The sequence below is a fragment of the Vreelandella nanhaiensis genome (genome assembly GCF_003990185.1).
GTDB classification, from domain to species: Bacteria; Pseudomonadota; Gammaproteobacteria; order Pseudomonadales; family Halomonadaceae; genus Vreelandella; species Vreelandella nanhaiensis.
Window position 1 is genome coordinate 13,877 of the sequence record NZ_RZHF01000015.1, and the last position, 26,008, is coordinate 39,884.

22 protein-coding genes and 1 other RNA gene are annotated in these 26,008 nt (G+C 56.3%); 11 read left to right on the forward strand and 12 right to left on the reverse strand.

Annotation, left to right across the window (positions count from 1 at the left end; all coding sequences use genetic code 11):
* Positions 1 to 6: 6 nt before the first annotated feature.
* The 3 genes from ubiH to ELY38_RS10395 all read right to left on the reverse strand — a co-directional run bounded on the left by ubiH (position 7) and on the right by ELY38_RS10395 (position 3,256).
* The gene (ubiH, locus tag ELY38_RS10385) at positions 7 to 1,236 is read right to left on the reverse strand and encodes a 2-octaprenyl-6-methoxyphenyl hydroxylase (protein ID WP_127062009.1); all 1,230 of its coding nucleotides are present in this window, start codon (positions 1,234 to 1,236) and stop codon (positions 7 to 9) included.
* 88 nt (positions 1,237 to 1,324) lie between these two features.
* Complete coding sequence (pepP, locus tag ELY38_RS10390) at positions 1,325 to 2,662, reverse strand: Xaa-Pro aminopeptidase (RefSeq protein ID WP_127062011.1); 1,338 nt, start codon at positions 2,660 to 2,662, stop codon at positions 1,325 to 1,327.
* Positions 2,663 to 2,677: 15 nt separating this feature from the next.
* The gene (locus tag ELY38_RS10395) at positions 2,678 to 3,256 is read right to left on the reverse strand and encodes a UPF0149 family protein (protein WP_127062013.1); all 579 of its coding nucleotides are present in this window, start codon (positions 3,254 to 3,256) and stop codon (positions 2,678 to 2,680) included.
* A gap of 159 nt (positions 3,257 to 3,415) precedes the next feature.
* Here ELY38_RS10395 and ELY38_RS10400 point away from each other — a divergent pair, with 159 nt between their 5' ends.
* From ELY38_RS10400 to ELY38_RS10410, 3 genes are all read left to right on the forward strand, one after another.
* Complete coding sequence (locus ELY38_RS10400; protein ID WP_127062015.1) at positions 3,416 to 3,715, forward strand: cell division protein ZapA; 300 nt, start codon at positions 3,416 to 3,418, stop codon at positions 3,713 to 3,715.
* A 53-nt stretch (positions 3,716 to 3,768) separates the two neighbouring features.
* Positions 3,769 to 3,952, forward strand: a non-coding RNA gene (gene ssrS, locus ELY38_RS10405) — 6S RNA.
* Positions 3,953 to 3,959: 7 nt separating this feature from the next.
* The gene (locus ELY38_RS10410) at positions 3,960 to 4,592 is read left to right on the forward strand and encodes a 5-formyltetrahydrofolate cyclo-ligase (RefSeq protein WP_127062017.1); all 633 of its coding nucleotides are present in this window, start codon (positions 3,960 to 3,962) and stop codon (positions 4,590 to 4,592) included.
* A 376-nt stretch (positions 4,593 to 4,968) separates the two neighbouring features.
* Here ELY38_RS10410 and ilvA read toward each other — a convergent pair whose 3' ends face one another.
* Positions 4,969 to 6,483 carry a threonine ammonia-lyase, biosynthetic gene (gene ilvA / locus ELY38_RS10415; protein ID WP_127062019.1) on the reverse strand — a complete coding sequence of 505 codons (1,515 nt, stop codon included), beginning with the start codon at positions 6,481 to 6,483 and terminating at the stop codon, positions 4,969 to 4,971.
* A gap of 152 nt (positions 6,484 to 6,635) precedes the next feature.
* On the opposite strand from ilvA, the gene rpiA reads away from it, so the two are divergent.
* On the forward strand, positions 6,636 to 7,310 hold the full coding sequence (gene rpiA / locus ELY38_RS10420; RefSeq protein ID WP_127062021.1) for a ribose-5-phosphate isomerase RpiA: 675 nt from the start codon (positions 6,636 to 6,638) through the stop codon (positions 7,308 to 7,310).
* Here rpiA and waaA read toward each other — a convergent pair.
* The 3 genes from waaA to ELY38_RS10435 are packed head-to-tail and all read right to left on the reverse strand — an operon-like array spanning position 7,307 to position 11,101.
* Positions 7,307 to 8,596: a lipid IV(A) 3-deoxy-D-manno-octulosonic acid transferase gene (gene waaA, locus ELY38_RS10425; RefSeq protein ID WP_127062023.1), complete on the reverse strand. Its 1,290-nt coding sequence runs from the start codon at positions 8,594 to 8,596 to the stop codon at positions 7,307 to 7,309. The genes rpiA and waaA overlap by 4 nt on opposite strands.
* Positions 8,596 to 10,026: a bifunctional D-glycero-beta-D-manno-heptose-7-phosphate kinase/D-glycero-beta-D-manno-heptose 1-phosphate adenylyltransferase HldE gene (hldE, locus tag ELY38_RS10430; RefSeq protein WP_127062025.1), complete on the reverse strand. Its 1,431-nt coding sequence runs from the start codon at positions 10,024 to 10,026 to the stop codon at positions 8,596 to 8,598. The genes waaA and hldE overlap by 1 nt, the downstream gene beginning before the upstream one ends.
* Positions 10,016 to 11,101: a glycosyltransferase family 9 protein gene (locus tag ELY38_RS10435; protein WP_127062027.1), complete on the reverse strand. Its 1,086-nt coding sequence runs from the start codon at positions 11,099 to 11,101 to the stop codon at positions 10,016 to 10,018. The genes hldE and ELY38_RS10435 overlap by 11 nt, the downstream gene beginning before the upstream one ends.
* On the opposite strand from ELY38_RS10435, the gene ELY38_RS10440 reads away from it, so the two are divergent.
* Positions 11,100 to 11,846 carry a 3-deoxy-D-manno-octulosonic acid kinase gene (locus ELY38_RS10440; protein ID WP_127062029.1) on the forward strand — a complete coding sequence of 249 codons (747 nt, stop codon included), beginning with the start codon at positions 11,100 to 11,102 and terminating at the stop codon, positions 11,844 to 11,846. The genes ELY38_RS10435 and ELY38_RS10440 overlap by 2 nt on opposite strands.
* Here ELY38_RS10440 and ELY38_RS10445 read toward each other — a convergent pair.
* Positions 11,831 to 12,946 (reverse strand): glycosyltransferase family 4 protein, encoded by a 1,116-nt coding sequence (locus tag ELY38_RS10445; RefSeq protein WP_127062030.1) that lies wholly within the window; start codon positions 12,944 to 12,946, stop codon positions 11,831 to 11,833. The two genes, ELY38_RS10440 and ELY38_RS10445, sit on opposite strands and share 16 nt — an antisense overlap.
* An 81-nt stretch (positions 12,947 to 13,027) precedes the next feature.
* Here ELY38_RS10445 and ELY38_RS10450 point away from each other — a divergent pair, with 81 nt between their 5' ends.
* Positions 13,028 to 14,065 (forward strand): glycosyltransferase family 9 protein, encoded by a 1,038-nt coding sequence (locus tag ELY38_RS10450; protein ID WP_127062032.1) that lies wholly within the window; start codon positions 13,028 to 13,030, stop codon positions 14,063 to 14,065.
* Here ELY38_RS10450 and ELY38_RS10455 read toward each other — a convergent pair.
* Entirely contained in the window at positions 14,045 to 14,809 is a 765-nt protein-coding gene (locus ELY38_RS10455; protein WP_127062034.1) for a glycosyltransferase family 2 protein, read from the reverse strand. The genes ELY38_RS10450 and ELY38_RS10455 overlap by 21 nt on opposite strands.
* Positions 14,810 to 14,969: 160 nt before the next feature.
* Here ELY38_RS10455 and ELY38_RS10460 point away from each other — a divergent pair, with 160 nt between their 5' ends.
* The gene (locus ELY38_RS10460; RefSeq protein WP_127062036.1) at positions 14,970 to 16,622 is read left to right on the forward strand and encodes a sulfatase-like hydrolase/transferase; all 1,653 of its coding nucleotides are present in this window, start codon (positions 14,970 to 14,972) and stop codon (positions 16,620 to 16,622) included.
* On the opposite strand, the gene waaF is transcribed toward ELY38_RS10460, so the two are convergent.
* Together waaF and rfaD are read right to left on the reverse strand one after the other, a co-directional pair.
* Entirely contained in the window at positions 16,612 to 17,658 is a 1,047-nt protein-coding gene (gene waaF / locus ELY38_RS10465; RefSeq protein WP_127062038.1) for a lipopolysaccharide heptosyltransferase II, read from the reverse strand. The two genes, ELY38_RS10460 and waaF, sit on opposite strands and share 11 nt — an antisense overlap.
* A complete protein-coding gene (gene rfaD / locus ELY38_RS10470) occupies positions 17,651 to 18,607 on the reverse strand; it encodes an ADP-glyceromanno-heptose 6-epimerase (RefSeq protein WP_127062039.1) in 957 nt (318 codons plus the stop codon). The genes waaF and rfaD overlap by 8 nt, the downstream gene beginning before the upstream one ends.
* A 126-nt stretch (positions 18,608 to 18,733) precedes the next feature.
* Here rfaD and glyQ point away from each other — a divergent pair, with 126 nt between their 5' ends.
* From glyQ to gmhB, 4 genes are all read left to right on the forward strand, one after another.
* Entirely contained in the window at positions 18,734 to 19,693 is a 960-nt protein-coding gene (gene glyQ, locus ELY38_RS10475) for a glycine--tRNA ligase subunit alpha (RefSeq protein WP_127062041.1), read from the forward strand.
* The gene (gene glyS / locus ELY38_RS10480; RefSeq protein ID WP_127062043.1) at positions 19,693 to 21,759 is read left to right on the forward strand and encodes a glycine--tRNA ligase subunit beta; all 2,067 of its coding nucleotides are present in this window, start codon (positions 19,693 to 19,695) and stop codon (positions 21,757 to 21,759) included. The genes glyQ and glyS overlap by 1 nt, the downstream gene beginning before the upstream one ends.
* A gap of 355 nt (positions 21,760 to 22,114) precedes the next feature.
* Positions 22,115 to 22,903 (forward strand): BUD32 family EKC/KEOPS complex subunit, encoded by a 789-nt coding sequence (locus ELY38_RS10485; protein WP_127062045.1) that lies wholly within the window; start codon positions 22,115 to 22,117, stop codon positions 22,901 to 22,903.
* A gap of 11 nt (positions 22,904 to 22,914) precedes the next feature.
* Positions 22,915 to 23,478 carry a D-glycero-beta-D-manno-heptose 1,7-bisphosphate 7-phosphatase gene (gene gmhB, locus ELY38_RS10490; RefSeq protein WP_127062047.1) on the forward strand — a complete coding sequence of 188 codons (564 nt, stop codon included), beginning with the start codon at positions 22,915 to 22,917 and terminating at the stop codon, positions 23,476 to 23,478.
* 109 nt (positions 23,479 to 23,587) lie between these two features.
* Here gmhB and gyrB read toward each other — a convergent pair whose 3' ends face one another.
* On the reverse strand, positions 23,588 to 26,008 hold the full coding sequence (gyrB, locus tag ELY38_RS10495; RefSeq protein WP_127062049.1) for a DNA topoisomerase (ATP-hydrolyzing) subunit B: 2,421 nt from the start codon (positions 26,006 to 26,008) through the stop codon (positions 23,588 to 23,590).

A 26,008-nucleotide genomic window follows, 5' to 3' on the forward strand; every position in this document is an offset into this window, starting at 1 on the left:
GGTTATCTAACGCTCAAGGCCCATTGCCCGACGCGCCAAGCCGCGACGCAGCGGCCCGATCAGGTTAAGGCCGATCAGCCCTGCCGCTCGGGCATGGGGCAGCAGCGGCAGTGAGTGGCCAAACAGCCGCACCAGCCCATCGCTAAAACGAATCACGTTGCCACGATCGCGAGCCCGTTTTTTCTCAAAAGCCAGCAGCGTGGCCATCTCGCCTAGTGGACGCTTTGCCTGTTCGCCCTGCTCAAGCGCTTCAACCAGGTCCATGATACCGCGCAGCGCCAGGTTAAAACCTTGTCCGGCCACTGGATGCAGCGCGTGGGCCGCATTGCCCAGCACCGCTAACCCGGGGCGTACCGGCTCATCGGCAGTTACCAACGAAAGTGGATAGCTATAGCGCTTGCCCATCCGGGTAAAACGCCCCACGCGGTCCCCAAAGGCCACCTGCAACTGAGCGAGAAACTCACGCTCCGGTAGCGCCATCCTCGCTTTCTCGTGGCCACTTGGATGTGTCCAGATCAACTCCATAGCCTGACCCGATAGTGGCAACAGCGCCACGGGGCCTTCTTGGGTAAAGCGCTCGTAGGCAATGCCTTGATGGGGCTGGCTGACCCCTACGTGGGCAATCAGCGCGGTCTGCTCGTAGGAGTTGCGGCGGCTATGGATGCCTAACTGCTCTTTAAGCCCCGAGCGGCCGCCATCCGCAAGCACGGTTAATGCCGCATGCAGTTCGCTACCGTCAGAAAGACGCAGGTAATGGCCGCTGGCTTCCGGCGACAGTCGCTCCACCTTGGCCGGGCAGTGCCACTCGATGGGCAACGCTTTCAAGTGGCGATGAAGCACCCGCCCCATCCAGGCGTTGGGGATCACATGGCCTAGCGCGTCGACACCCATTTCCGAAGCACTTAGCCGAGTGCTCCCCAGGCGCCCGCGCTCGCTGATATGAATATGCTGGATGGGAGTGGCCTCCGTCTGCATGGCCTCCCAGACACCCAACTGACGAAAACGCTGGGCAGACCCTTCAGCGATCGCACTTGCCCGGGCATCAAAGCTTGGCTGCCAGCTCTCTTCAAGGGGGGCTTCATTAATGGATGATGCTTCAATAATCGCCACTTTCCACCCATAGCGCTCAATAAGCGGTGCCAGCGCGCAGCCTAAGCTGGCGCCCACTAACCCGCCTCCTACGATGACAATATCGTGAGTGGTTGCTTGTGTTGGCGTATGCTTGGCCTGCGACATTGGCATCTCCTGCTACCTGGCTTAGCGCCATATCATAACGGTGTAATGTAATTACATATTTATTTTTCAGGCTTAATAAATGTGGTTACTATTTAGCCATTAACGTTTCAATTTCAGCTACCTGCTTGGGTGCATCGGCGGTCAGATTTTCATGCCCTTCAGATGTCACCAACAGATTATCTTCGATTCGGATTCCTATTCCGCGGTAAGCAGCGGGAATATCGCCTTCATCGGGGATATAAAGCCCGGGCTCGATGGTCAAGACCATACCCGGTTCAAGCGGGCGAGGCGTCTGCTCGTCAAGGCGGTAGGTGCCCACATCATGAACATCCAGCCCCAGCCAGTGGGAGGTCGAGTGCAGATAAAAACGCCGGTAGCTTTCATCATCGATTCGCGCTTGAACATCACCTTCAAGTAGCCCCAGCGCAATCAACCCGGCGGTTAGATCTTTCACCACGTTCTGATGAATATCGACAAGGGTGGCGCCGGGCTTGACTGCGCTGACCGCTCGCTCCTGAGCATCAAGCACCACTTGATAAAGCGCACGCTGAGCGTCGCTGAACTGGCCTCCGACCGGGAAGGTACGCGTAATATCACCAGCATAGAGATCGAACTCCGCCCCAGCATCAATCAATACCAGCGACTCGCTGCTCAACGCAGCACCGTTCTCGATATAGTGTAATACGCAGGCGTTCGCGCCGCTGCCCACAATGGTGCTGTAGGCCGGGCCACTGCCACCCTGCCAAACAAATTCGTGTTCAAGCTCGGCCTGCAGGTGATACTCATAAAGTCCCGGGCGCGATGCTTGCATGGCACGCACATGGGCACGTGCAGAAATCGCTGCCGCATGGCGAAGCAGGGCAATTTCCGCTTCACTCTTGATCAGCCGCATGGCATGAATCAGTGCGCTGACGTCCAGCCACCCTTTAAGTGGCGCTCGCCCCCGGCGTAGCCCGGCTTGCGCAGCAGAGAAGGCCTCTTCGGCAACCCCTTGGGCTTCCGGATTAGCCAGTGGCACATAAAGGAGCTCACGCCCTTCAAGAAGCATCGGTAATTGCTCATCACGGTCGGCGTTTTCAAACGCTTGATCGATTCCATGTTCGCGCTCAATGCCTTGCGCGCCCAGGCGACGCCCCGTCCAGGCTTCCATTGTAGGGTCACGGTCCTGACAGAACACGACGCTTTCACCCGTATCGCGATCCGGCAGGAGAACCAGTAAAGCATCGGGCTCGGTAATACCTGTCAGATAATAGAAGTCGCTGTTCTGGCGAAACGCGTACTCGCTATCGTGAGAACGTGTCACCAGAGAGGCGCTGGGCAGCACCACTGCTGCGTTGGGGGGTAACTGCGCCATTAGCGCCTCGCGACGCGTGCGGTACTCTTCCATGCCGATGGCCGGCGGTCTTGGCAATAGCTCAGGCAACATACAGACTCCGAAAAATTAGTGAACGGGAGCGTCGGCTTGCTCGACCTGGGGCTTGCCAGGGTGCTGCTCGGTATACAGCAGCATGGCCGCCATCCGCGCATGTTCGGTCAGGGCAAACAGATCGTTTTCGTTTTCCGGGCTGTCATCAATATCGGTATCGATCCGGCTCAGCCCTTCCAGGTCGTCAATGGCTTCGCGCAGCGCCTGCGACCAGCGCTCACGCAGCTCGTTATCCGCCACCTCCTCGACAACCTCGATGAAGCCCAGCGTCCACTCCTTGAGGCCCTGAGCCTGTTCGCCCAGCGAAAACAACTCATCCGGCAGTAGCGGCGCATAGTTCAAATCGCTGGCGCTCAGCGCTTCAAGAGTCTGTTTACGCCAGCCCAGAATACGTTCGGCATTAGCCTCGTCGCGGGGTTGCTCGACGCCCAGGCTTATGCAGACTTCTTCAAGCCAGGCTTCGGCACTAACATCGCGCAGCGCTAAAAGCGCGCATAGTCGACCATCTAGAAAAGCGGGCGACTGCATGCTTCCATGAAGTAGAAAAACGTCGGCAACGTCAGAAAAATCCTGCCGCTCATCGATCAATGACATAGTGATAACTCGCTATATAAAGGGGTGATACGTTAATACGCCGCAGGCACATGCGCGTTGACCCCGTGCAAGCGCCTCTCTTATAGTGAACGACGATAGTTTTCCTATGTCATGATGTTAACGCATTGGGCCCCTCGCTGGCCCGCCCCGGAGCTTTTAATGAGTAACGCCAAGCGGCCAACGAAAGAAATTACCCTTCTCGGGCGCAGCTACATGATCGCCTGTGATACCGGGGAAGAAGCCAAGCTTGAGCGGGCAGCACGCTACCTTGACCGCGCCATGAACGGCATTAATGCCCAAAGCGGCACCTTGGGCAGCGAGCGTGTCACCCTGATGGCGGCGCTGAATATCACTCATGAACTGCTTGAAGCGCTCGATGAACACCGTGCAAGCGAAGCTAGCTTGAATCGCCTGAACGACCGTCTTGAGCGGGCGCTAGCCAAAACGCGCCAATCTTAGTTAACCTTTTACTCAACACTTTGGCATAGCCGCTGGCTCTGTTAGGATAGCGGGGTTCTCTGGGGTGTACGCCAGTCGTTATAGTCCCTCGAGCCTATGCGCAGTACCCAGGGGGCCAAATGCTAGCCAGACCCGTGTGCATGTCCGTGCGTCGGAAAGCCTGACGGTTTGGCTGCGGCCACCCACTCTGAACCAGTAGGTTCAGGGCCAGAATGACAGCGGCACTCTGGGGAACACTTTATTTATGGAAAGCCTGCACGACCCTGAAGCCAAACGCGCTCTGCGTCGCCAACTGCGCCGTAAACGCTCTATACTTTCAAGGCATGAGCAGCGCCAAGCCGCGCTCAATCTTTGCCAGCAGCTCAAACGTCTCCCCGAAGTTCAGCGCGCCCGACGTATCAGCTTGTATCTGCCGGTCAACGGTGAAATCGACCCCACGCCTCTTTTACCCTGGTTTCAAAAGCGTAATGTTGATGTTTACCTGCCCGTGCTGCGCCCGTTAAGCGCTAACTCGCTCTGGTTTGTTGCCTACCACGCCCACACACCCATGGTGAAAAACCGCTTTGGCATCCTTGAGCCTGACACCCGGTTTGCCGCTCACCGCCGCAACCGCTTGCCTGCCTGGGCGCTGGATACGCTGATCGTACCGCTGGTGGGCTTTGATGCCCAGGCAAACCGCATGGGTATGGGCGGCGGCTTTTATGACCGAAGCCTGGCCTTTATACGCCGAGGAGGCCCGGCACCTGCTTTGATTGGTGTGGCTCACGCCTGTCAGCAGGTGGACACCCTGCCCGTGGAACCCTGGGACGTGCCGCTGACCGCCGTCGCGAGCGACAGGGCCGTGGTGCGAGCAGACAAAAAAAAGAGCCGGCCCTGATGGGGTCGGCTCGTATCGCCTTGCGGTAAGTAGCCGCGATGCCCGTAACGTTTCGATTAACTTCCCGATAACGCCTGGGCATAGCCAGTGGCAAGTACGCCTAATAAAAACACCACTGTTAATGCCATTACCATATCAGGCTTTTTCCGCCGCATGCCGACTCTCCAACACCTTGCGCCTTTGCACTGATGCATCACCTTCATCTAGAGAGGATGATGCACCTCATTAATTCGCAGACGACTATAGGACTTTAAGGCTATCAGTGAAAACTGCTAAACAGATGTTTTTTGGGCCTATTTAAACGTTTAACAATTTTTAAAGGCCTGCATGTCTTTCACTGAGGCATTAGTAAGCACTCATTAATCTCTTTGAGCAATTAAGCCATGAACAGCTGGTAAGCCGGGTTATCGCTTTCATGCCAATAACGGTAGCCAATGGCGTTCAGATAATCGGCTACATGGGTCTGGTCGCCGCTAGGTACCTGCATACCCACCAAGACGCGCCCGTAGGCAGCCCCATGGTTGCGATAATGGAACAGAGAAATATTCCAGTCATGGGGCAATTGAGTCAGAAAGTTCATCAGCGCCCCTGGCCGTTCAGGAAACTCAAAACGATAAAGTGCCTCTTCGAAACGCTCACTGGGTCGCCCACCGCTCAAGTGGCGAATATGCAGCTTGGCAAGCTCATTATCGGTCAGATCTTCAACCTGATACCCACCGTCACGCAGCTTTTCGATCACGGCCTGACGATCTTCGCCCCCTGGTTTTACCTGCACGCCAACAAAGATATGCGCCTCCGTGCTGTCCGCGTAGCGGTAGCTGAACTCGGTGACCATGCGCTTGCCAAGCGTTCGGCAAAACTTTTTGAAGCTACCGGGCTTTTCGGCAATAGTGACGGCTAGAATGGCTTCGCGCTGCTCGCCAAGCTCGGTGCGCTCGGCAATATGCTGTAAACGGTCAAAATTGGTGTTGGCGCCTGAGTTGATGCAGAGTAGCGTTTCACCCTCGACGCCGGTTTGCTGCACATACTTTTTCAACCCGGCAAGCGAGAGAGCACCCGAGGTTTCGGCCACTGCCCGGGTATCTTCAAAGATGTCCTTGACGGCCGCGCACATCTCATCGGTATTGACCGTGATTACCTCGTCCACCAGATCCTTCACCAACATGAACGGCACCTCACCAATCTGGGCGACCGCGACACCTTCGGCAAATACGCCGACCTGCTCCAGAACCACACGCTCATTGGCTTCAAGGGCTGCCTTGAGACAAGCACTATCCTCGGCTTCAACGCCAATGATACGGATATCAGGGCGCAGATACTTGACATAAGCCGCTACGCCCGCAATCAGCCCGCCACCACCTACCGGCACGAAAATGGCGTCTAGCCGTCCGCTGTGCTGGCGTAGAATTTCTACCCCAATCGTGCCCTGGCCCGCGATTACGTCAATATCGTCAAAGGGTGGGATATAGGTATAGCCATGTTCTTCCATCAGTTCATGCGCATGCTCGGCGGCGGCGGCAAACGCATCGCCTTTAAGCACTACTTTAGCCCCGCGCGCGCGCACCGCCTGCACCTTGATATCCGGCGTAATACGCGGCATGACGATTACCGCTTTTACGCCCATCAATTTGGCCGCCATGGCAAGCCCTTGGGCATGATTACCCGCCGAGGCGGCAATTACGCCCTTGGCTTTCTGCTCCTCAGTAAGCTGGGCCATCTTGTTGTACGCGCCGCGTATCTTGAAGGAGAACACGGGCTGCAGATCTTCACGCTTAATCAAAATCTGATTGTTAAAGCGACGCGACAAAAAGGGAGCGGGAGAAATCGGGGTCTCACAGGCGGCTTCATAAACGTTGGCCTGGAGAATCTTTTTGACGGTAGCTTCAAGCATGCGGGTATCCAAAACGTGTGGTTAAGACGCGAACAAAGCCTGTATTGGTAGCAGATTACGCCTACCGACGTCTACCGTGTTTCCATCGGCAGGCGCCGCTTTGCCCGGTATACTAACGCCATAACTCCACGCTTACCCATAAAGGTTTCCCCATGACGCAAGATGAACTCAAGGCCGCCGTGGCCGATGCGGCTATCAAAGAGATCGAATCAAAACTTGAGAAAGACACCGTACTGGGTATCGGCACCGGTTCAACGGCCAACCTGTTTATTGACCGCTTAGAGCCGCTGCGCGACCGCTTCAAGGGTGCGGTGGCAAGCTCGGAAGCCAGCGCCAAGCGTCTGGAGGGCCTGGGTATTGAGGTATTCGAGCTCAACAGCGTGGGCACGGTGCCTTTCTACATCGATGGCGCAGACGAAGTGAATACTCACTTACATATGATAAAGGGCGGTGGTGCTGCGCTTACCCGTGAGAAAATTGTCGCTGCGTGCGCCGAGCGTTTCATCTGTATTGCCGATGGCTCAAAGCACGTCACCACGCTGGGTGAGTTTCCCCTGCCGGTCGAGGTCATTCCCATGGCGCGCTCCTATGTGGCGCGTGAACTGGTGAAAATGGGTGCTGATCCGGTTTATCGCCAAGGCGTAGTAACCGACAACGGCAATCATATTATCGATTGCTATGACTTCATGATCACCGATCCGGTGGCCATGGAAGCTCGAATTAATGCCATTGTCGGCGTGGTGACCAACGGTCTTTTTGCCGCACGCGGCGCGGATATATTGCTGCTAGGTAAAGAGAATGGCGTCGAACGTGTGGCCCTGCGCTAAGCGTTGAGCAGTGCCTCAAGGCCATCAAGGGTGCGGCCTAGTGCCCCTTGGTGTGCCTTGATTACGGCAATCCCAGCAAGCCCCTCTTCTACCCCCCGTTCCGGGTCATCAAAACGGGCGCCAAGGGCATGAACGAGCGCATCGGTACTCTCTACCAGCGTTAGCGCCCCAGCAGTTTGTAGTGGTTCAACCACGTCAGCAAAATTTTCGACAAAGGGGCCGCTGAGTACGGGTTTACCAAGGGCCGCCGGTTCAAGCACATTGTGCCCGCCTAACGGCACTAGGCTACCGCCTACGAAGGCTACGTGGCCAGCGCCATACAGTATACCAAGCTCTCCCAGCGTATCGCCTAGATAGACCTGGGTCGCTTGCGTGACGGGCTCTCCTTGGCTGCGTCGGCTGCTCACCCATCCCTGCGCCTGGCAAAGGGCGGCTACCTCGTCAAAGCGTTGAGGGTGGCGTGGTGCGATAATCAACAGCGCATCCGGATAGCGGCAAAGCAACTGGCGATGAGCTTCAAGCAACAGGACTTCTTCGCCATCCCGTGTTGAGCCCGCCACCCATATGGGTCGATCGCCCCAAGCCTCCCGCAAATGCCCACTTTCAGAAAATGTACCCTGTGTGCTTGCAAACTCGAACTTCAGCGACCCGACTACAGCGGTTTTTTCCGGCGCGCAGCCAAGTGCTACAAACCGCTCGGCATCGGCTTGCGATTTGGCCGCCAGCCAATTGACGTTGGCAAGCGCGTCAGCCATTAGCGGGGCGATTTTCTGATAGCGACTGAACGCCCTGGGCGATAGCCGCCCGTTAACCACGGCAACCGGGATATCAAAGCGCCTGCAAGCGTGAAGCACGTTGGGCCAAAGCTCGGTTTCAAACATGATCGCAAGCGCGGGTTTTACACGACGCACAAAACGCCTGGCCGCACCGGGAAAATCCAGGGGTAAAAAGCAGTGGGCAATTCGCGCCTGATGGAAGGGCTGCTGCTTAATCAGCGCCTGAGCCTGCTGGGCGCCTGTGGCAGTCATGGTGGTAAGCAGTAGGCTGTGGTGAGAGTAACGCGCCAACAGCGCCTCAATCAGTGGGCGAGCGGCATGCACCTCGCCTACCGAGGCACAGTGCAGCCAGAGGCGCGGTCTGGCAGGCAGCTCCCCCAGGCGCGTCCCTAACCGCTGCCATCGTGAGTAAGTGGGCACTTGCTCACGCCAGATGCGCCAGCCAATCAACGGTACAAGCGCATAGAGCGCCGCCGAATAGCCAAGCCGCGGCCAACTGATTCGCCCCATTAGCCTTCGCGGTCCAGAATGGAGCTGATCATGGCGGTCGTGGAGACGCCATCTTCAAAGCCCAGCACCTTGACCTCGCCGCCGTTGGCTCGTACGGCCTCGCCCCCGGCGATATCGTCAGGATGGTAATCGCCTCCTTTGACCAGGATATCCGGCAGCACAGCTTCAATCAGCGCCTGGGGTGTGTCATCACTAAACGGCACCACCCAGTCTACCGCACCCAAGCCTGCCAGCACCTGCATGCGCCGGTTAAGCGGGTTAATGGGCCGCTTGGGCCCTTTCAGGCGGCCGATCGATGCATCGTCATTAACCGCCACGATCAGGCGGTCGCCGAGACGCTTGGCCTGTTCCAGGTAAGCCACGTGCCCGGCATGCAGGATATCAAAGCAGCCGTTGGTCATGACCACCCGCTCGCCACGCAGCTGGGCGGCGCGCACTGCGTCAACCAGCAGCGCCTGCTCAATCACGCCGAACTCGGCGAGTTTGTCGCCATGCAGTGCGGTGTACAGCTCGGCCACTGACAATGTGGCGGTACCCGGCTTGGCGACCACCAGCCCAGCCCCCAGGTTAGCTAGCATCATGGCTTCCGGCAGCGCGTGACCTGCGGCCAGCGCCAAGCCCATCAAACCGATGACCGTATCACCGGCCCCGGTGACATCGAAAACTTCCTGGGCGCGCGTGGGCAGATGGATGGGTGGCTGGCCTGCGCAAATTAGGGTCATGCCTTTTTCACTACGTGTGATTAGAAGCGCTTCCAGCTCAAGCTCGGCGCGCAGCGCTTCACCGCGTTTGGCAAGCTCAGCATCGCTCGCACAATGGCCCACTACGGCTTCAAATTCGGTAAGGTTGGGGGTAATCAGGTTTGCCCCCCGGTATTTGGTGAAGTCCTGCCCTTTAGGGTCAATAAGAACGCGTTTACCGTGAGCGCGTGCCTGAGCAATCAGCCGTTCAACCTGATTGAGCGTGCCTTTACCGTAGTCGGAAAGGATGACGATATCGCAGTCGACCAAGGCCTTTTCTACCTGACCCACCAAGCCGGAGGTGTCTACCTTATCCAGGTGCTGCTCAAAATCCAGACGCAGTAACTGCTGGTTACGGCTCATGACGCGCAGCTTGGTTATCGTAGGTATATCGGCGCTGCGCTGAAAGTAAGTACTTACATCAGCGGTATGCAGACAAGCCTCCAGCAGGTTGGCATTTTCGTCGTCACCAACCACGCCTGCCAGGGCCGCATGCCCGCCCAGTGAAGCGACATTAAGTGCCACGTTGGCTGCGCCGCCCGGGCGGTCGTCCGCCTCTTCTACCCGCACGACCGGTACTGGCGCTTCCGGTGAAATACGCGACGTTCCGCCGTGCCAGTAACGGTCCAGCATAACGTCGCCTACGACCAATACATGGGCATGTTCAAGAGCGGTTAAATCAACTTTCATGACGAGATCCTGAGGCAGTATGGGCAAGTAGCGTGTCGAGCTGGGCGATGACAGTATCGGTTTTGATCAGCGCCATGGCATCCTGATGGCGCACCCGCTGACCCCAGGGCACCTCTTCCACCGATTTATGCAAATAAGCGCGTACCGCTTCGGGGTAGGCATTCACCGCGAAATCACGCCAGCAATAGGGGGCGGCGCGCTGGGGGTTGGTCGTGGCGTATAGCCCAAGTGTCGGCGTGCCCATGGCGTTGGCCATATGTGCCGGGCCAGTATCCGGCGCAATCACTGCGCGGGCCTGGCCAATCAACGCCAGCACACCCTTGAGCGAGGTACCGCCAATTGCATTGATCACGCTGTCCGGCTGGCACAGGTTTTCGATCTGCTCGCCCATCTCGCGCTCAAGGGAGCTGCCCCCGCCGGTGAGTACGCTTTTCAGACCGTGGTGCACCCAGGCGTGTTCAATAACGCTGGCGTAACCCTCGACCGACCAGTTGCGAAAGTTGCGCAGGCGCGTATTGCTGCATGGGTTGATCACCAGATAAGGCGTCTCGCCGCTGATGGCTCGCGCCTCATCAAGGGCAGTTTGCGGCACTGGCATATCCCACTCCAGGCGGGTATCGCCAACCCCCAATAGGCGGGCAAAATCCATGAAGGATTCCAGAACATGGGCCTGGGCGTGGGGTGCCAGCTGGTACTGGGTAAACCAGTGCTGGGCATCCTTGGCGCGGGCTTTATCATAGCCTATGCGCACGTCTGCCTTGAGACCCAGAGAAAGCACGCTGGCGCGAATTGCCTGCTGCATGTGCAAGAGCACGTCAAAACGCGTGTCGGAAAGTTCACGCCACAGGGCACGCATACCGGCAAAACCGGTCGATTTGTCATACACAACAAACTCGACCCCGGAAAGCCCCGCCAGTAGACTGTGCTCCCCTTTGCCGATAATCCAGGTAATGCGCGCTTGTGGCCACTGACGTTGTAGGGCGCGTACCGTCGGCACAAGATTGCACACATCTCCTAGAGCGGAGAGGCGCAAAATGGCAATGTGATTGGGTTCAGCAGGCAACGAGGGCTTCATGCGCTTAACGGCACTCCGACAGAAAAATAGTCTGATTTTACATGATGCAGACAGTTTAAGTGACGCGTCGGGAACACACCAACTATCGCACCCGATTGAGTCTGAACTATTTAGTGCTGATTACTGGCGTCGCGAGGGCCTTGTGGTAGGTGAAGCGCCAGGTCGGGGCAGCAGTCTTTTCCTGCAGGCAACACCTACTCAACAGTGGGTATTGCGTCCCTATCGGCGCGGCGGCCTGATGGCGAAGCTCAGCGAAAAGCGCTATTGGTGGACGGGCGCCGAGCGTACCCGCGCCTTTCAGGAACTGCGTTTAACCGCAGCGCTTTTTGAAAAAGGTCTGCCGGTCCCAGCACCGGTTGCCTGCTGCGTGACGCGCTATGGCATGACCTATGAGGCGGCGCTTCTTACCGTGCGCATCCCCGGTGCCCGGGCGCTGGCAAGCCTGCTCGCCGCTGGCGAAGCAGACGATGCGCTGCTGCGCCAGGTCGGCACCATGATTAAACGTTTTCATGAGGCCGGTCTTGATCATGTCGATCTCAATGCCCGCAATATTTTAATCGATCCCAGCGCCACGCCTTGGCTGATTGACCTTGACCGCTGCCGGCTACGCGAACCGGGTAAGTGGCAGTCCAATAACCTTAAGCGTCTTTCCCGCTCGGTAGCCAAGTTCAGCGCCCCTAGCCGGGTCGCCACCGTCATGGACTGTATTCACGCGGGCTATCATCAGGACTACGCCCCCCGGTAGAGCTCAATCAAGCGTTTTACATGCTGCTTGTTGCTGAAGTATTGCTCAACCCGCGCCCTGGCGGCCCGGCCCATTGCCTCACGCCTGGCATCATCGCGCACCATGGCGTCTATCGCTGCGGCCCAGGCGCTGATGTCACGAGGTCCCACCAGCACGCCGGAAGTGCTATCAACCAGCTCCGGGAGCGAACCGGTATTGGAGCCGATAATCGGCATGCCGCAGGCCATGGACTCGATAATCGTCAGGCCAAAGGCTTCGTTTTCCGAGGGAATGCATACCATATCCAGCACGGGCAGAATCTCGGTCAGATCGTTGCGGTGGCCTAGAAAGGTGATTTTCTCGGCAAGCGACGTGCCCGCAATCATTGCCTGTAGCTCGGTGTAGAAGTTTTCTGTACCGCCGGAGGCGTAGTCCGTTCCGCCGATGGAGAGCGCATAGAAATCAAGCGCGGGGTCAAGCTCAAGCAGCGCCTTGATCCATATATCCTGACCCTTGCCCGGCGTTACGCGCCCCGGTAGCCCTATCACCACCGCCCCTTTGGGCACGCCTAACACTTCACGCTTGGCCCGGATCGCTTCAGTATCATGGCACGGCCGATACGTATTGATATTTACCCCATGGGGTAGGCAGATAACGTTTTCACGGGGTACGGGCAGGTTGCTGATATTACGTTGGTGGGTAGCCTGGCTGATCGACAGAACGCGATCCACCTTTTTATAGGCAAACCGGTGGTAGGGGTTTTTCTTGGGCCGGCGCCCACCAACATGATCGGTATACAGTACGTTGAGATCCGGCATCAGGCACTTCAATAGAGCACTTAGCCTTAAATCGCTCGATTTATGGCAATGAGCGACCTTCACGTTCTGCTCGATCAGCCAGCGGCGAATGCCCAATAAGTTAGTTAATGCTGCCGGGTTGCTCTTAAAGGCCTTGTACACCACACCATTGCGCTGCATGTACGTTTCTACCTTGGTATTTTCAAGGCAGATACCAATAACCTCCCAGCCCTCCCCTTTTAAGTCCTCGATGACTCGGTCGACATAGAGTTCCATGCCTCCTTTGCCGTCCGACATACACAGCTGCAGCACTTTATCCGCCATCCCGACACCACCCATACGCACCGTTAAACAATGAATACAATCTCTTGTAGTATACAGGCTGCAATTAACAGGGCTTTAACCATGGCGAAGAAACTGCTCGTTGTCCGCAACGACAAAATTGGCGACTTTATGCTGGCCTGGCCAGCATTGGCGTGCTTGAAGAGCACATCGCCTGCACCCCACATCACGGTACTGGTTCCCGCCTATACCGCGCCATTGGCAAGCACCTGTCCCTGGGTTGATGACGTCATGATCGATCCCGGCAACCAAGCGGGTAAATCGGCCCAGAAAGCTCTGATGGAAAGCGTCAAATCTGCCCGGTTTGATGCTCTGCTGACCCTGTTCTCAACACCACGTATTGGCTGGCTAGGCTGGCGAGCAGGCATTCCTCTGCGCGTCGCACCGGCCACCAAATGGGCACAGGTGTTCTACAACGCACGGATACGCCAGCGGCGCTCTCGATCAGAAAAGCCCGAGTATCAATATAACGTTGATCTCGCCTGTGAACTGCTTGCCCGCCTGTCGCTTACCTTGAGCGCGCTGCCTGCCCCGCCCTTTTGGCCCATGGATAATATTCAAAGAAGCGAGCAGCGCAAACTACTGGCAAACTGCATTGAACCGCACCCCGCCGCCCGGCTGGTGGTAGTGCACCCCGGTAGTGGTGGCTCGGCGGTGAATCTTTCGATTGATCAGTATGCAGCGTTGATAGGTAATATTGACCGGCAGTTGAATGGAGTATTTGCCGACTGGCTAATTAGCGCAGGCCCCGGTGAAGAATCGGCCGCCCAGGCGCTGGTTGAACAACTAACCGGTATGGATATTGCAGCCAGACGCCTGCCAGCCAGCACCAGCGTGGCCGAGTTCGCCCAGCTACTGGCCGGCGCCGATATGCTGATCGCCGGCTCGACCGGCCCGCTGCATATTGCCGGGTGCCTGAACATTGCCACCGCCGGGTTCTATCCCGCCAAACGCTCGGCAACGCCGCTTCGCTGGCAAACCTGCAACAGCGCTGATAGGCGTCTGGCATTCAGCCCGCCCGCCTCGGCGGATCAGCAGGATATGTCTGCTATTGATATCGAGACGGCGGCCCAGCAGATTTCAGCGCTTCTTAGCCGCTGACGTGCGCGTACGTATCCAGAGATCGGCATACTTGTTGAAGGTTGAATGCGCGGACAGCAAGGCCAGCAGAAAGCCCTGCTTGCCATCTTTAAAGCCCGCCTTGAGCACGTACATTTTTAAAAAGCAGGCGATTCCATGGGTGACACCGCTTCCCAGCGTGGCGGTTTTGCCCTGCGCGGCCCGTTGCTCCGACCACGCCTGGGCATAGTGCGCGGACTTTTCCAGATAGTGGCGCAGGTCGCGGTAGGTATAGTGAAGCAGATCGCCGGAGAGACGTTTGACGTTCATGCCCTCGGGTACTACCAGCTTTTCGTGTACTAGCGCGGCGTTATAAGCCGTCTGGGCATTAGGGTAGAGGCGCAACACCCGGTCGGGGTACCAGCCGGAATGACGGATAAAGCGCCCAAAACACCATGAAAGGCGGCTGGCGCTGTAGATGGCTGGCGCTTGCTGAATGGCCTCCAGGATGCTGTCGCGCAGCTCAGGGGTGACCCGCTCATCGGCATCTACCATCAATATCCACTCGTGGCTTGCCCGCGCTTGCGCCCGCTGGCGCTGAATGCCAAAGCCTTGCCAGTCCGTGTTAACGCTTACGTTATCGGTATACTCGCGAGCAATGGCGCAGGTGTTATCCTGGCTCCCTGCATCCAGCACCACGATTTCATCTGCCCAGGTAAGTGTATCCAGGCACTCACGCAAGTGGTGTGCTTCATTTTTCACGATCAAAACGGCAGAAATTGGCACAGATCACCTTCGCCAGAAGAGTTGGTAGGTGGGTATGAAAGCGTATTTTATCATCAGGCATCAAGATTCATGCTAGCACGCCCTGACGATGAATCGCCCCTTGCGCTGGCAACATTTGGTAAGCTAAGCGCTTTCATCGCACTACCTATAGGGATACGGCATGCCCGCATTTACATCCTTCAAGCTTACGCCCTGGCTGCCTTTGGTGATTCTTGGCCTTAGCCTAGGTTATGCCACTACCGTGCTGACTCGCCTGCCTTGGTGGACGCTTCTGTTTATCGCGGCGGTGTGGATTGGCGTGGGCGTCAAACTCGCCTGGGGCCGTCCACTGAATGCTCGCTATCGTAGGATATGGCCCTGGTCACTGGTGCCGCTAAGCCTTGCGGGTGTATATGTCTATTTAGCGGACAGCTTTGGTAACGTTGATCTCGGCGCGGTATTTTTCCACCTGCAGGCAGGCATGACAGAACACGGCGGCGCAGGCAAAATGGTTTCAGCCGTGGTGTATATCGCGGTTGTGGCCGCTATTTTATGGTCGGTGACCTGGCTCTCACGACACGACCAGCGCTGGCGCCTAGCCGAGCGCTACTTTGCGATTCTCCTGTTGGCGACCAACCCGCTGCTTTACGGCTTGGGCCAGCGTAGTGTGGCCCTTGTGGCTGACGACGGCGAGTGGCTTAACCGCCGCTACGTGCCGCCGCTCATTGAGGAGCCGCAGCAGACGCCCAACCTTCTGATCATGTACCTGGAAAGTTTGGAGCGGACTTACGGGAACGATATTTTTGGCGACGCTTACGCTGATTTAAACGTACTTGGCGAGCAAGGCCTGGTGCTTGAAGGCATTCGGCAGATGGACAATACCGGCTGGACCATGGCCGGCATGATCGCCAGCCAGTGTGGCGTTCCCCTGATGCCCGCCGGGCTTTTACACGATACGCAGTTCGAGCCGCTTCAAAAGGTAGTACCCGGTGTTGATTGTCTGGGCGATATTCTTGCAGCCCAAGGCTACCGGCTTAGCTATCTGGGTGGTGCCAGCACGCAGTTTGCGGGCAAGGGACTTTTCTATCGCGGCCATCAGTTCAATACGGTCAAGGGTAAGGAAGACTTTGTTCCCGACATGGAGGACCCCGAGTACCTGAATAGCTGGGGGCTTTACGATGATACGCTTTACGACCTGACCGTTGATGAGATTCGCCGTTTGGACGAGGAAGATAATGGCCCCTGGGCGGTGGTTAATCTTAACCTGGCGGGGCATGCTCCTAGCGGTTTTCCCTCGCAAACCTGTCAGGACCGTCAAGGGCCATTCGACGGCCAGAACATTCTTTACTCGGTAGAATGTTCGGCTCATGAAGCCAGAATGCTTATCGAGCGGCTACAGCGTGAAGGTCTTCTGGACAATACGCTGGTTGTCGTCCTTAGTGACCATCTCACCATGCGGGTTTCGGTCTGGGACCAGCTAACCGCGCTGGACCGCGACAATACGCTGATCATTCTGGGCGATCATATTGCCCCGCAGCGCATCCGCCGGGATGCCACCATGCTGGATGTTTTCCCCACTATCCTGGAGGCTATGGGCTTTACGCTTAACGAACATCGTGCCGGGCTGGGTGCCTCGCTTCTTAGCGAGAAACCCACGCTGGTAGAAATTCACGGTATCGAGGTACTCAACGAGCGCTTGCGTGAGGAAACCGCCCTGCAGCACCGTTTATGGGAAGGCCTTGCGCCCCAACGCCGAGCATTGGAGGAGAACCCGGTTACGCAGGTTACCGAAACGCCGGCCGATCAGGCCGACGAGGTTCACATCATACGTTGATAATAACGCCACTTGCGCGCTGCTGGTCGGCGCGCATGGCCTGATAGACCTGCTCGACGCCTAGCTGATTCAAGCAGTTGGTATGCCCAAGCGGGCAGGTGCGTGAAAAGCACGGCGAGCAGGAAAGCCCTAAATAATGAATCACCGCATTATCGGTCAAGGGCGGCGTATAGGCCGGTGATGAAGAGCCGTAAAGCGCATGGATACGCACGCCGACCGCTGCGGCCACATGCATTAGGCCCGAATCGTTGGTCACTACCTGGCGGCAGTCGGCAAGCAAGTCTACCGCATCGGCCAACTGGGTTTTGCCGCACAGATTATGCGCATGGGGCAACCCCTTCACTATGACCTTCCCTGCTTCATGGTCCTTTGGTCCACCTAGTACCCGCACTTCAAAACCATCGTCAATCAATCGCCTGGCCAAATCGTGAAAATAGCCCAGCGGCCATTGCTTGGCCGGGCCATATTCGGCGCCCGGCATCATGCCAATCGCCGGGCGCGACGATAACGCGTGGGCCAGGCGCAAGTTCACCAGGTTATCCCGGTCAATGGTCAGGCGAGGTTTGGGTATTTCAAAGCCCCCGCTTATGGCCTCATTCTGGGGTAGCCCAAGCGATACAAAACGCTTTACGGTTTGGTCCAGCACCTGCTTATCGAGCTTGCGGCGTTCCTTGAGTAACCCATAACGATGCTCACCTAAGAACCCCACTCGCTCAGGAATACGGGCCATAAACGGCACCAGCGCTGCTTTCCAAGAACGTGGCAACACGATGGCGCGATCAAAGCGCCCCTTCAGGCGCCCTGCAAGCTCACGGCGGTTAACCAATCCAAACTCGCCGTGGCCTACCGCCAAAGGCAGCACTTCATCGACCTCCGGCATACGCTCCAGAATGGGCTGAGACCAGGCGGGTGCTACCACACCGATGGTCGCCTCAGGGTCGCGGGCCTTGAGCGTCATGAAAAGGCTTTGGGCCATCACCATATCGCCCACCCAGGAAGGGCCAACCACCAGCAAACGCTTGGCTGAACTAGCCATTCAGCCACTCCAGATAGGCGGTCACGCCCTGTGCTACGGTCTTGAACTCAACGTCACACCCGGCATCACGTAGGTTGCTGATATCGGCGCGGGTATAGCTCTGGTAGCGGCCCTTCAGCTCTTCGGGAAAGTCGATATAGTCGATCTGCCCTTTGCCGTAAAAGTTGATTACCGCTTCGCCGATTGCCTTGAAGGGTTCTGCCCGGCCGGTACCCAGGTTGAAGATACCTGACGCCTGAGGGTTATCCAGAAACCACAGGTTGACGTCCACCACATCACCCACGTATACAAAGTCACGGCTCTGCATGCCCGCTTCATAGCCGCCATAGGCGCCAAACAGCTTTAGCGTTTCGCCGTTACGGATCTGCAAATGGTTATGGTAGGCAACGCTTGCCATCTTGCCCTTATGCTGCTCGCGGGGGCCGTACACGTTGAAATAGCGAAACCCTACAACCTGCGTAGTCAGCTTGTCCCAGCGCGAGCGCACGTGCTGGTCAAACAGCAGCTTGGAGTAACCGTAGACGTTAAGCGGCTTCTCGTACTCGGGGGCTTCCTTGAACACTTCGCTGCCACCGTAGGTCGCGGCCGAGGAAGCGTACAGAAACGGAATGCCGAACTTCTCGCAGTAGTTGAGTAGTACCTTGGAGTACTCAAAGTTGTTTTCCATCATGTAGTGGCCGTCCCACTCCGTGGTATCGGAGCAGGCGCCTTCATGGAAAATCGCCTCAATTCTGGGCAGGTCCACGGTTTCGCCGCGCAGTGCCGCCTTTACTCGGGAAAGAAAGTCGTCCTTGTCCAGATAATCGGCCAGCGTGCAGTCCGCCAGATTGATGAACTTGGTGCCATCACGCAGGTCGTCGACCACCATGACGTCGTGGCGACCACGGCCATTGAGTGCTTTTACAATGTTGGCTCCAATGAAGCCGGCACCGCCTGTTACAACGATCATTTCGTTCTCCTTCCCAAAAGCTGCTGTGTTGGCTTACGTGCCTATTCGCATACGTGCCTATAACCCATCTGCCTGGGATTGTATACTTGACGGCTTATGAATTCATGGCCAACGGTGCTTTCTGCGATGAGTATCTCGACAAACCAATCGACACCTGATGTGTCGACCTTTCAAGGCTTGATCCTTGCTCTGCAACAGTACTGGGCAGAGCAAGGTTGCGTTATTCTTCAGCCCCTCGATATGGAAGTCGGTGCGGGCACCTTCCACCCCGCTACGTTCCTGCGCTCAATTGGCCCGGAAAGCTGGAACGCCGCCTACGTCCAGCCCTCCCGCCGCCCAACCGACGGCCGTTACGGCGAGAACCCCAACCGCCTGCAGCACTACTACCAGTTCCAGACGGTAATGAAGCCCTCGCCCAGCAATCTGCAGGATCTCTACCTGGGCTCGCTGAAGCGGCTGGGCCTGGACCCACTGGTTCACGATATCCGCTTTGTCGAAGACAACTGGGAATCGCCGACCCTGGGCGCCTGGGGCCTTGGCTGGGAAGTATGGCTCAATGGCATGGAAGTTACCCAGTTTACCTACTTCCAGCAGGCTGGCGGCATCGAGTGCTATCCGGTGACCGGCGAGCTGACCTACGGTCTTGAGCGTATCGCCATGTACCTGCAGAACGTCGACAGCGTTTATGACCTGATCTGGGCCATTGCCCCGGACGGTAGCAAGGTCACCTATGGCGATGTTTACCTGCAAAACGAGCGCGAGCAGTCAGCCTATAATTTTGAGCATGCCGATGTCGATCAGCTGTTTGCGGCGTTCGACCATCAAGAGCGCGAGTGCGCCAAGCTACTGGCCGCCAATCTGCCACTGCCCGCCTATGAGCAGGTACTCAAGGCTTCACATACCTTCAACCTGCTGGATGCCCGCCACGCCATTTCAGTGACCGAACGCCAGCGCTTTATTCTGCGCGTGCGCACCATGGCACGGGATGTTGCCCACGCTTATTTTGAGTCACGTAAAGCAGAAGGTTTCCCAATGGCCCCTGAAGCCCTTCGCCGTGAACTGTTAGCCGACCAGGGAGACGTATAATGGCTGTTGATACGCTTTTACTAGAACTAGGCGCGGAAGAGCTCCCACCCACGGCACTGGACGCGTTGTCTGATGCGTTTGCAGCCGGTATCGAAAAAGGCCTGCTAGAAGCGGAGATTTCCTTTCAAAGCGTCACTGCCTATGCCACACCGCGTCGTCTGGCCGTTCAGGTCACTGAGCTTGCAGATAAACAGCCCGATCGTGAAGTAGAGCGCCGGGGTCCGGCGCTTGCTGCCGCGTTCAAGGACGGCACACCAACGAAAGCCGCCGAAGGCTTTGCCCGTTCCTGCGGGGTCAGCGTAGATGAGCTGATTCATCTGGAAACCGACAAGGGCACCTGGCTAGGTTTTCGTGAACAGCAGCAGGGAGACGATGTTCAAGCGCTGCTGCCCGAGATTTTACGCAAGGCGATTAACGGCCTTCCGGTACCTAAGAACATGCGTTGGGGCGCCTCGCGGGTCGAATTCTCCCGTCCGGTGCACTGGCTGGTAGCGCTTTATGGCTCTGAGGTGATTGCCGCCGAAGCGCTGGGTTTGCAGGCCAGCCGTACGACTTACGGGCATCGCTTCCATGCGCCCAATGCCATCCAGCTTGAGCACGCCGACAGTTACCTTGCCGAGCTTGAGAGCGCCTACGTACTGGCAGACCGGACAATGCGCCGTGAGCGTATTCGCGAGCAGGTACTGGCCGAAGCTGAAGTGCAGGACGCCAATGCAGTGATCGATGAAGACCTGCTGGTTGAAGTGAGCGGCCTGGTTGAATGGCCTGTGGCACTGACGGGCAGCTTCGACGAGCGCTTTCTGGAAGTACCAGCCGAGTGTTTGATTTCCTCCATGAAGGCTAACCAGAAGTACTTTCACCTGTTGGATAACCAGGGCAAGCTCAAGCCGCTGTTTATCACTATCTCAAACATCGACAGCACTGATCCGCAGCAGGTGATTTTAGGTAACGAGAAGGTCATTCGTCCACGCCTGGCCGATGCAGCCTTCTTCTACGACACTGACCGTAAACGCAGTCTCGCCTCGCGCATTCCGCAGCTGGAAAGCGTGGTGTTCCAGCAGCAACTGGGCACGCTGGCCGATAAGGCGCGCCGCAGTACGTTGATTGCTACTTTCATCGCCGAGAAGATCAATGGCGATGTGGCCAATGCACAGCGCGCTGTGGCACTTGCCAAGTGTGACCTGGTCACCGAAATGGTGCTCGAATTCCCTGAACTTCAGGGCACCATGGGCCGCTACTACGCCGAGCAAGACGGTGAGCCTGCCGAAGTTGCCCAGGCACTTGAAGAGCAGTACCTGCCACGCTTTGCAAGCGACGCCATTCCGCAAAGCTTGACTGGCCAGGCGCTGGCTCTGGCAGACCGTCTGGACACGCTGGTAGGTATTTTTGGTATCGGCCAACGGCCTACCGGCGCCAAGGACCCCTTCGCCCTGCGCCGTGCTTCTATCGGTGTTTTAAACATTCTGGTGAAGGGTGACCTTGACCTGGACCTGCGCGAGCTGTTGAGCGTAGCCGCCGAGCAGCATCAGGGCCTGCCTAAAACGGATGGACTGGTAAACGATGTATTGACCTACATGCTGGATCGCTTCCGCGCCTGGGGCCAGGAAGAAGGCATCAGCGCCGAGATGTATCTGGCCGTTCGTGCTCGTCCGGTTACTAATCCACTCGATTTTGCCCGCCGCCTGCGCGCCGTCAAGGCCTTCGCCCAGCGTGAGGAAGCAGCTGCTCTGGCTGCGGCCAACAAGCGTGTCTCCAACATTCTTAGCAAGCAGGCGCATGACGGCAGCACCCAGGTGGATAAACAACTTCTACAGGAAGATGCCGAGCGGACACTCTTTGAAGCGGTCACCCAGAGCCAGGCAAGCGTTACACCTCTATTTGAGGCAGGTGACTACCAGCAGGCGCTGGATACACTAGCTACCTTGCGTGAGCCAGTTGATGCCTTCTTTGATAACGTTATGGTAATGGCCGATGACGAAGCGGTCCGTCGTAACCGCCTCGCTCTGCTGGCAAGCCTTCAAGCGCTCTTCCTCAAGGTCGCTGATATTTCGTTACTCCCGCAATAAATTCCACCCTTCCTCTTCAACCGATGGCGATCGCCATCGGTTTTTTTGTTTCACGTGAAACATCGGGCGGCGTAAAGCACATTCAACAATTCATATTTTGTGCAAACGCGCGCCCTACTTGTGGCCATGTTTAACACCTCAGCATTTTAAGACTCACGATAAAAGAGTCTCTTAACGCGATACCCCCTTCATCCATTAGGCATGCTATTAGATCGGTTTTCTTTGTTTCACGTGAAACATAGGAGTAAAATAATCGATATTTTATATAATCAAATATTTTTTAATCGTAAGTCGTTTTTGTCGATTCAAGTATGTATTGTCACTTGAATAAAAGCCGTGAGGACATCAATCAGCCATGTACGATATGTTTTTACTCGATACTCTCCCTCGGCAGCAGGCAACTATGGAGCCGCATACGCTTAATGGAGAAAAGGTATGGTTGAAGCGCGCCGCCAAGCGCAACTCCCGTTTAGCCTATGCGCCTTTGAAACTGCTGGCGGCCTGGCTAAAACTGGACGCACTTAAACCCGTCCTCAACACAGGCGGCGAACAGAGCATTATTACTGAAGCCACACGCATTGAAACACTGCGCAGTGCTGGTATTACCGTGCCAACGATTTTGGCCAAGACGCCGCAGGCGTTGCTTCTAGCCGATGTAGGCACTCCGGATGAGCCTGCCGAGACCCTGCTCGACAAGCTTAAAAGGTTGAATAGCCCTGAGCAGGTCGACCAAACGTTGGCACGCAGCATTGAAGCGCTTAACAGCGTTCACAGCCGCAACTGCTATTTAAGTGAAGCCTTTGCCCGTAATATTCTGGTCACTAACGAGAAGACCGTCTTTATTGATTTTGAGACCGACCCAGGTCAGGTTCACGCGCCTGTGGATTGTATGGTGCGTGATTGGTACTGCTTTATTTTTTCCCTGTATGGCAAACTATATAAATCGCCCATGCAGTGTGAGCGCTTGGCACCAGCGCTATTGGAAGGCTTGCGCAATGCTAATCAGGAAGTACGCGAACGTTTTTGCGAAATACTGCCTAAGCTACTTCGCCTACAGCGGTTTCCCTTTAAACACCTGGGCAGCGATGGACGTAAAATAAGTGTTACCTTGCAAGCGCTCGCGGTTCTTAACCAGCGACTTTAAATGAGATTTCAATGCCGATAGTCCCTCAACAGCTGGTGATTCTTGATCGTGATGGTGTCATCAACCAAGATTCGGATGCTTACATCAAGTCACTTGAAGAGTGGATCCCCTACCCTTCTGCCATTGAGGCTATTGCCCGCCTTTCTCAGGCGGGCTTTACGGTGGCTGTGGCAACCAACCAGTCAGGTATTGCCCGTGGCTACTATGATGAAGCGGTACTTGCCGCTATGCACGCCCGCTTAAACACGCTGGTGGAAGCCGCTGGCGGCCATATTGCTCACATTGCTTATTGCCCCCATGGGCCTGATGATACGTGCAGCTGTCGAAAACCATTGCCTGGCTTACTGATTGAGATTCAAAAGCAGTTAGGCCTTTCTACGCTAGCGGGAAGCTGGATGGTGGGTGACAGTCTACGTGATCTACAAGCAGGTGAAGCCTGTGGCTGCCGGGTTGTGCTGGTTAAAACCGGCAAGGGTGATAAAACAAATGAAAAAGGCATAGGCTTAAGCAATGCGCTGATTCATACCGATTTGGCCGAATTCGCGGATGAACTTTTAAAGCTAAGAGCCTATTAATCCCCACCTGTCACTTCGATTCCCAGGTTTATTCAAGCAAAAAAATGCCGCTGGCTTCCCAGCGGCATTTTGTTTTTGGATGTTTCACGTGAAACAGTAACCAGAGTTTCTATACATCAAGGTTAGCTACCAGTGCATTGGTCTCGATAAAGTCACGGCGTGGCTCCACATCATCACCCATCAATGTATTGAACATTCTGTCAGCGCCCACCGCATCCTCAATGGTAACGCGCAGCATACGTCGGCTGTCTGGGTCCATGGTTGTCTCCCATAGCTGGTCAGGATTCATCTCGCCCAGCCCTTTATAACGCTGCACCGATAGGCCACGCTGGCCTTCCTGCATCAACCATTCCAGCACTTCGGAGAAATGGGAAACCGGCTTTTGACGTTCACCTCGGGAAATAAACGCGCCTTCTTCCAACAACCCGTTAAGCGTGTCACCCAGCCCCGAGATAGCACGGTAATCCGCACTCTCAAAGAAATCCAGGCCCCAGTCATACTCCGTGGTTACCCCATGAGCAATCAACGACACGGTGGGAAGCAGCAAGCCACGCTCTTCATCTTCCTTGAGAGAGAAGGTATATCGCGGCCCACCTTCATAAGCCACCAGGTCGTCCATGGCTTTTTGCAGCTCGGCGATCCAGTTTTGCATAGTGATGCGATCTTTCAGGCTCGTTTCACCGTGTAAACCAGAAACATGAATAATTTGCTTAAGCACTTCAAGCGGATAAACTCGCGCCAAGCGATCTATACGCTTCATCACATTGCGATACTGATTAACCAGCGCTTCCAGCTGCGAACCGGCAATACCCGGCGCATCCGGATTAACGTATAGGCCCGCACCATCCAGCGCCGTGGTGGTCAGATAATCGACCATGGCCTGCTCATCTTTTAAGTAGAGTTCCTGCTTGCCGCGCTTGATCTTGTAAAGTGGCGGCTGGGCAATGAATATGTGTCCGCGTTCAATCAACTCAGGCATCTGGCGGAAGAAGAAGGTCAACAGCAGCGTACGGATATGCGAGCCATCCACATCCGCATCGGTCATGATAATGATGGAGTGATAACGCAACTTGTCGGGGTTAAACTCTTCCCGGCCGATGCCGCAGCCTAGCGCAGTAATCAGCGTACCTACCTCGGCAGATGACAGCATCTTATCAAAGCGTGCCTTCTCAACGTTAAGGATCTTACCCTTAAGCGGCAAAATGGCTTGAGTGCGACGGTCACGCCCCTGCTTGGCGCTGCCTCCCGCTGAATCACCCTCCACCAGGTAGAGTTCAGACTGACTGGGGTCTTTTTCCTGACAGTCGGCAAGCTTACCCGGAAGACCCGCAATATCCAGAGCGCCTTTGCGCCGTGTCATGTCACGGGCTTTACGCGCCGCTTCACGGGCACGGGCCGCGTCCAACATCTTGTTTACGATAGCTTTTGCTTCGTTAGGCTTTTCAATCAGGTATTCAGCGAACAGGCGACCCATTTCCTGTTCAACCGCGGTCTTCACTTCACTGGATACCAGCTTGTCCTTGGTCTGTGAAGAGAATTTCGGGTCAGGCACCTTCACGGAAATAATTGCCGTCAGGCCTTCACGGGCATCATCGCCTGCCGTACTCACCTTGGTTTTTTTCAGCAGGCCTTCAGCTTCGATGTAGTTATTCATCGTTCGCGTAAGCGCTGCCCGGAAGCCGGCCAAGTGGGTGCCGCCATCCCGTTGGGGAATGTTGTTGGTGTAACAGAAGATGCTTTCGGTGAAGACATCACTCCACTGCATGGCCACTTCCACTTCTACGCCGTCGTCACGTACAGCATTAAAGTGAAAAACCGGGTTAAGCACGGTCTTGTTGGAATTCAAGTGATCAACGAACGCTCTGAGGCCGCCTTCATAGTGAAACAGCTCTTCTTTGCCACTTCGCTCGTCGATCAGACGAATGGCCACCCCTGAGTTCAGAAACGACAGCTCGCGCAGACGCTTTGCCAGAATATCGTAATGAAATTCGATATTGGCAAACGTGGCGGGTGACGGGCGGAAATGTACACGCGTCCCGTGCTTTTCCGTTTTACCCACGACGCTCAACGGCGCCTGAGGCACGCCGTGCTGATAGATTTGCTCGAACACTTCGCCCTGGCGCCAGATGGTCAGGCGCAGCTCTTCAGAGAGCGCGTTGACAACGGATACGCCGACACCGTGGAGGCCGCCCGACACCTTATAGGAGTTGTCATCAAATTTGCCGCCCGCATGCAGCACGGTCATGATGACTTCAGCAGCGGAAACACCCTCACCTTCGTGAAGTTCAGTAGGAATGCCGCGACCGTTATCGCTGACGGTGACCGACTCATCGGCATGAATGACAACCCGAATCTCACTACAATGGCCTGCCAGAGCTTCATCGATGGAGTTATCCACCAGCTCGAAAACCATATGGTGCAACCCGGTGCCGTCATCCGTATCACCGATATACATACCGGGACGTTTACGTACCGCATCCAGCCCTTTGAGCACCTTGATGCTTGATGAATCGTAAGCCTGCTCGCTCAT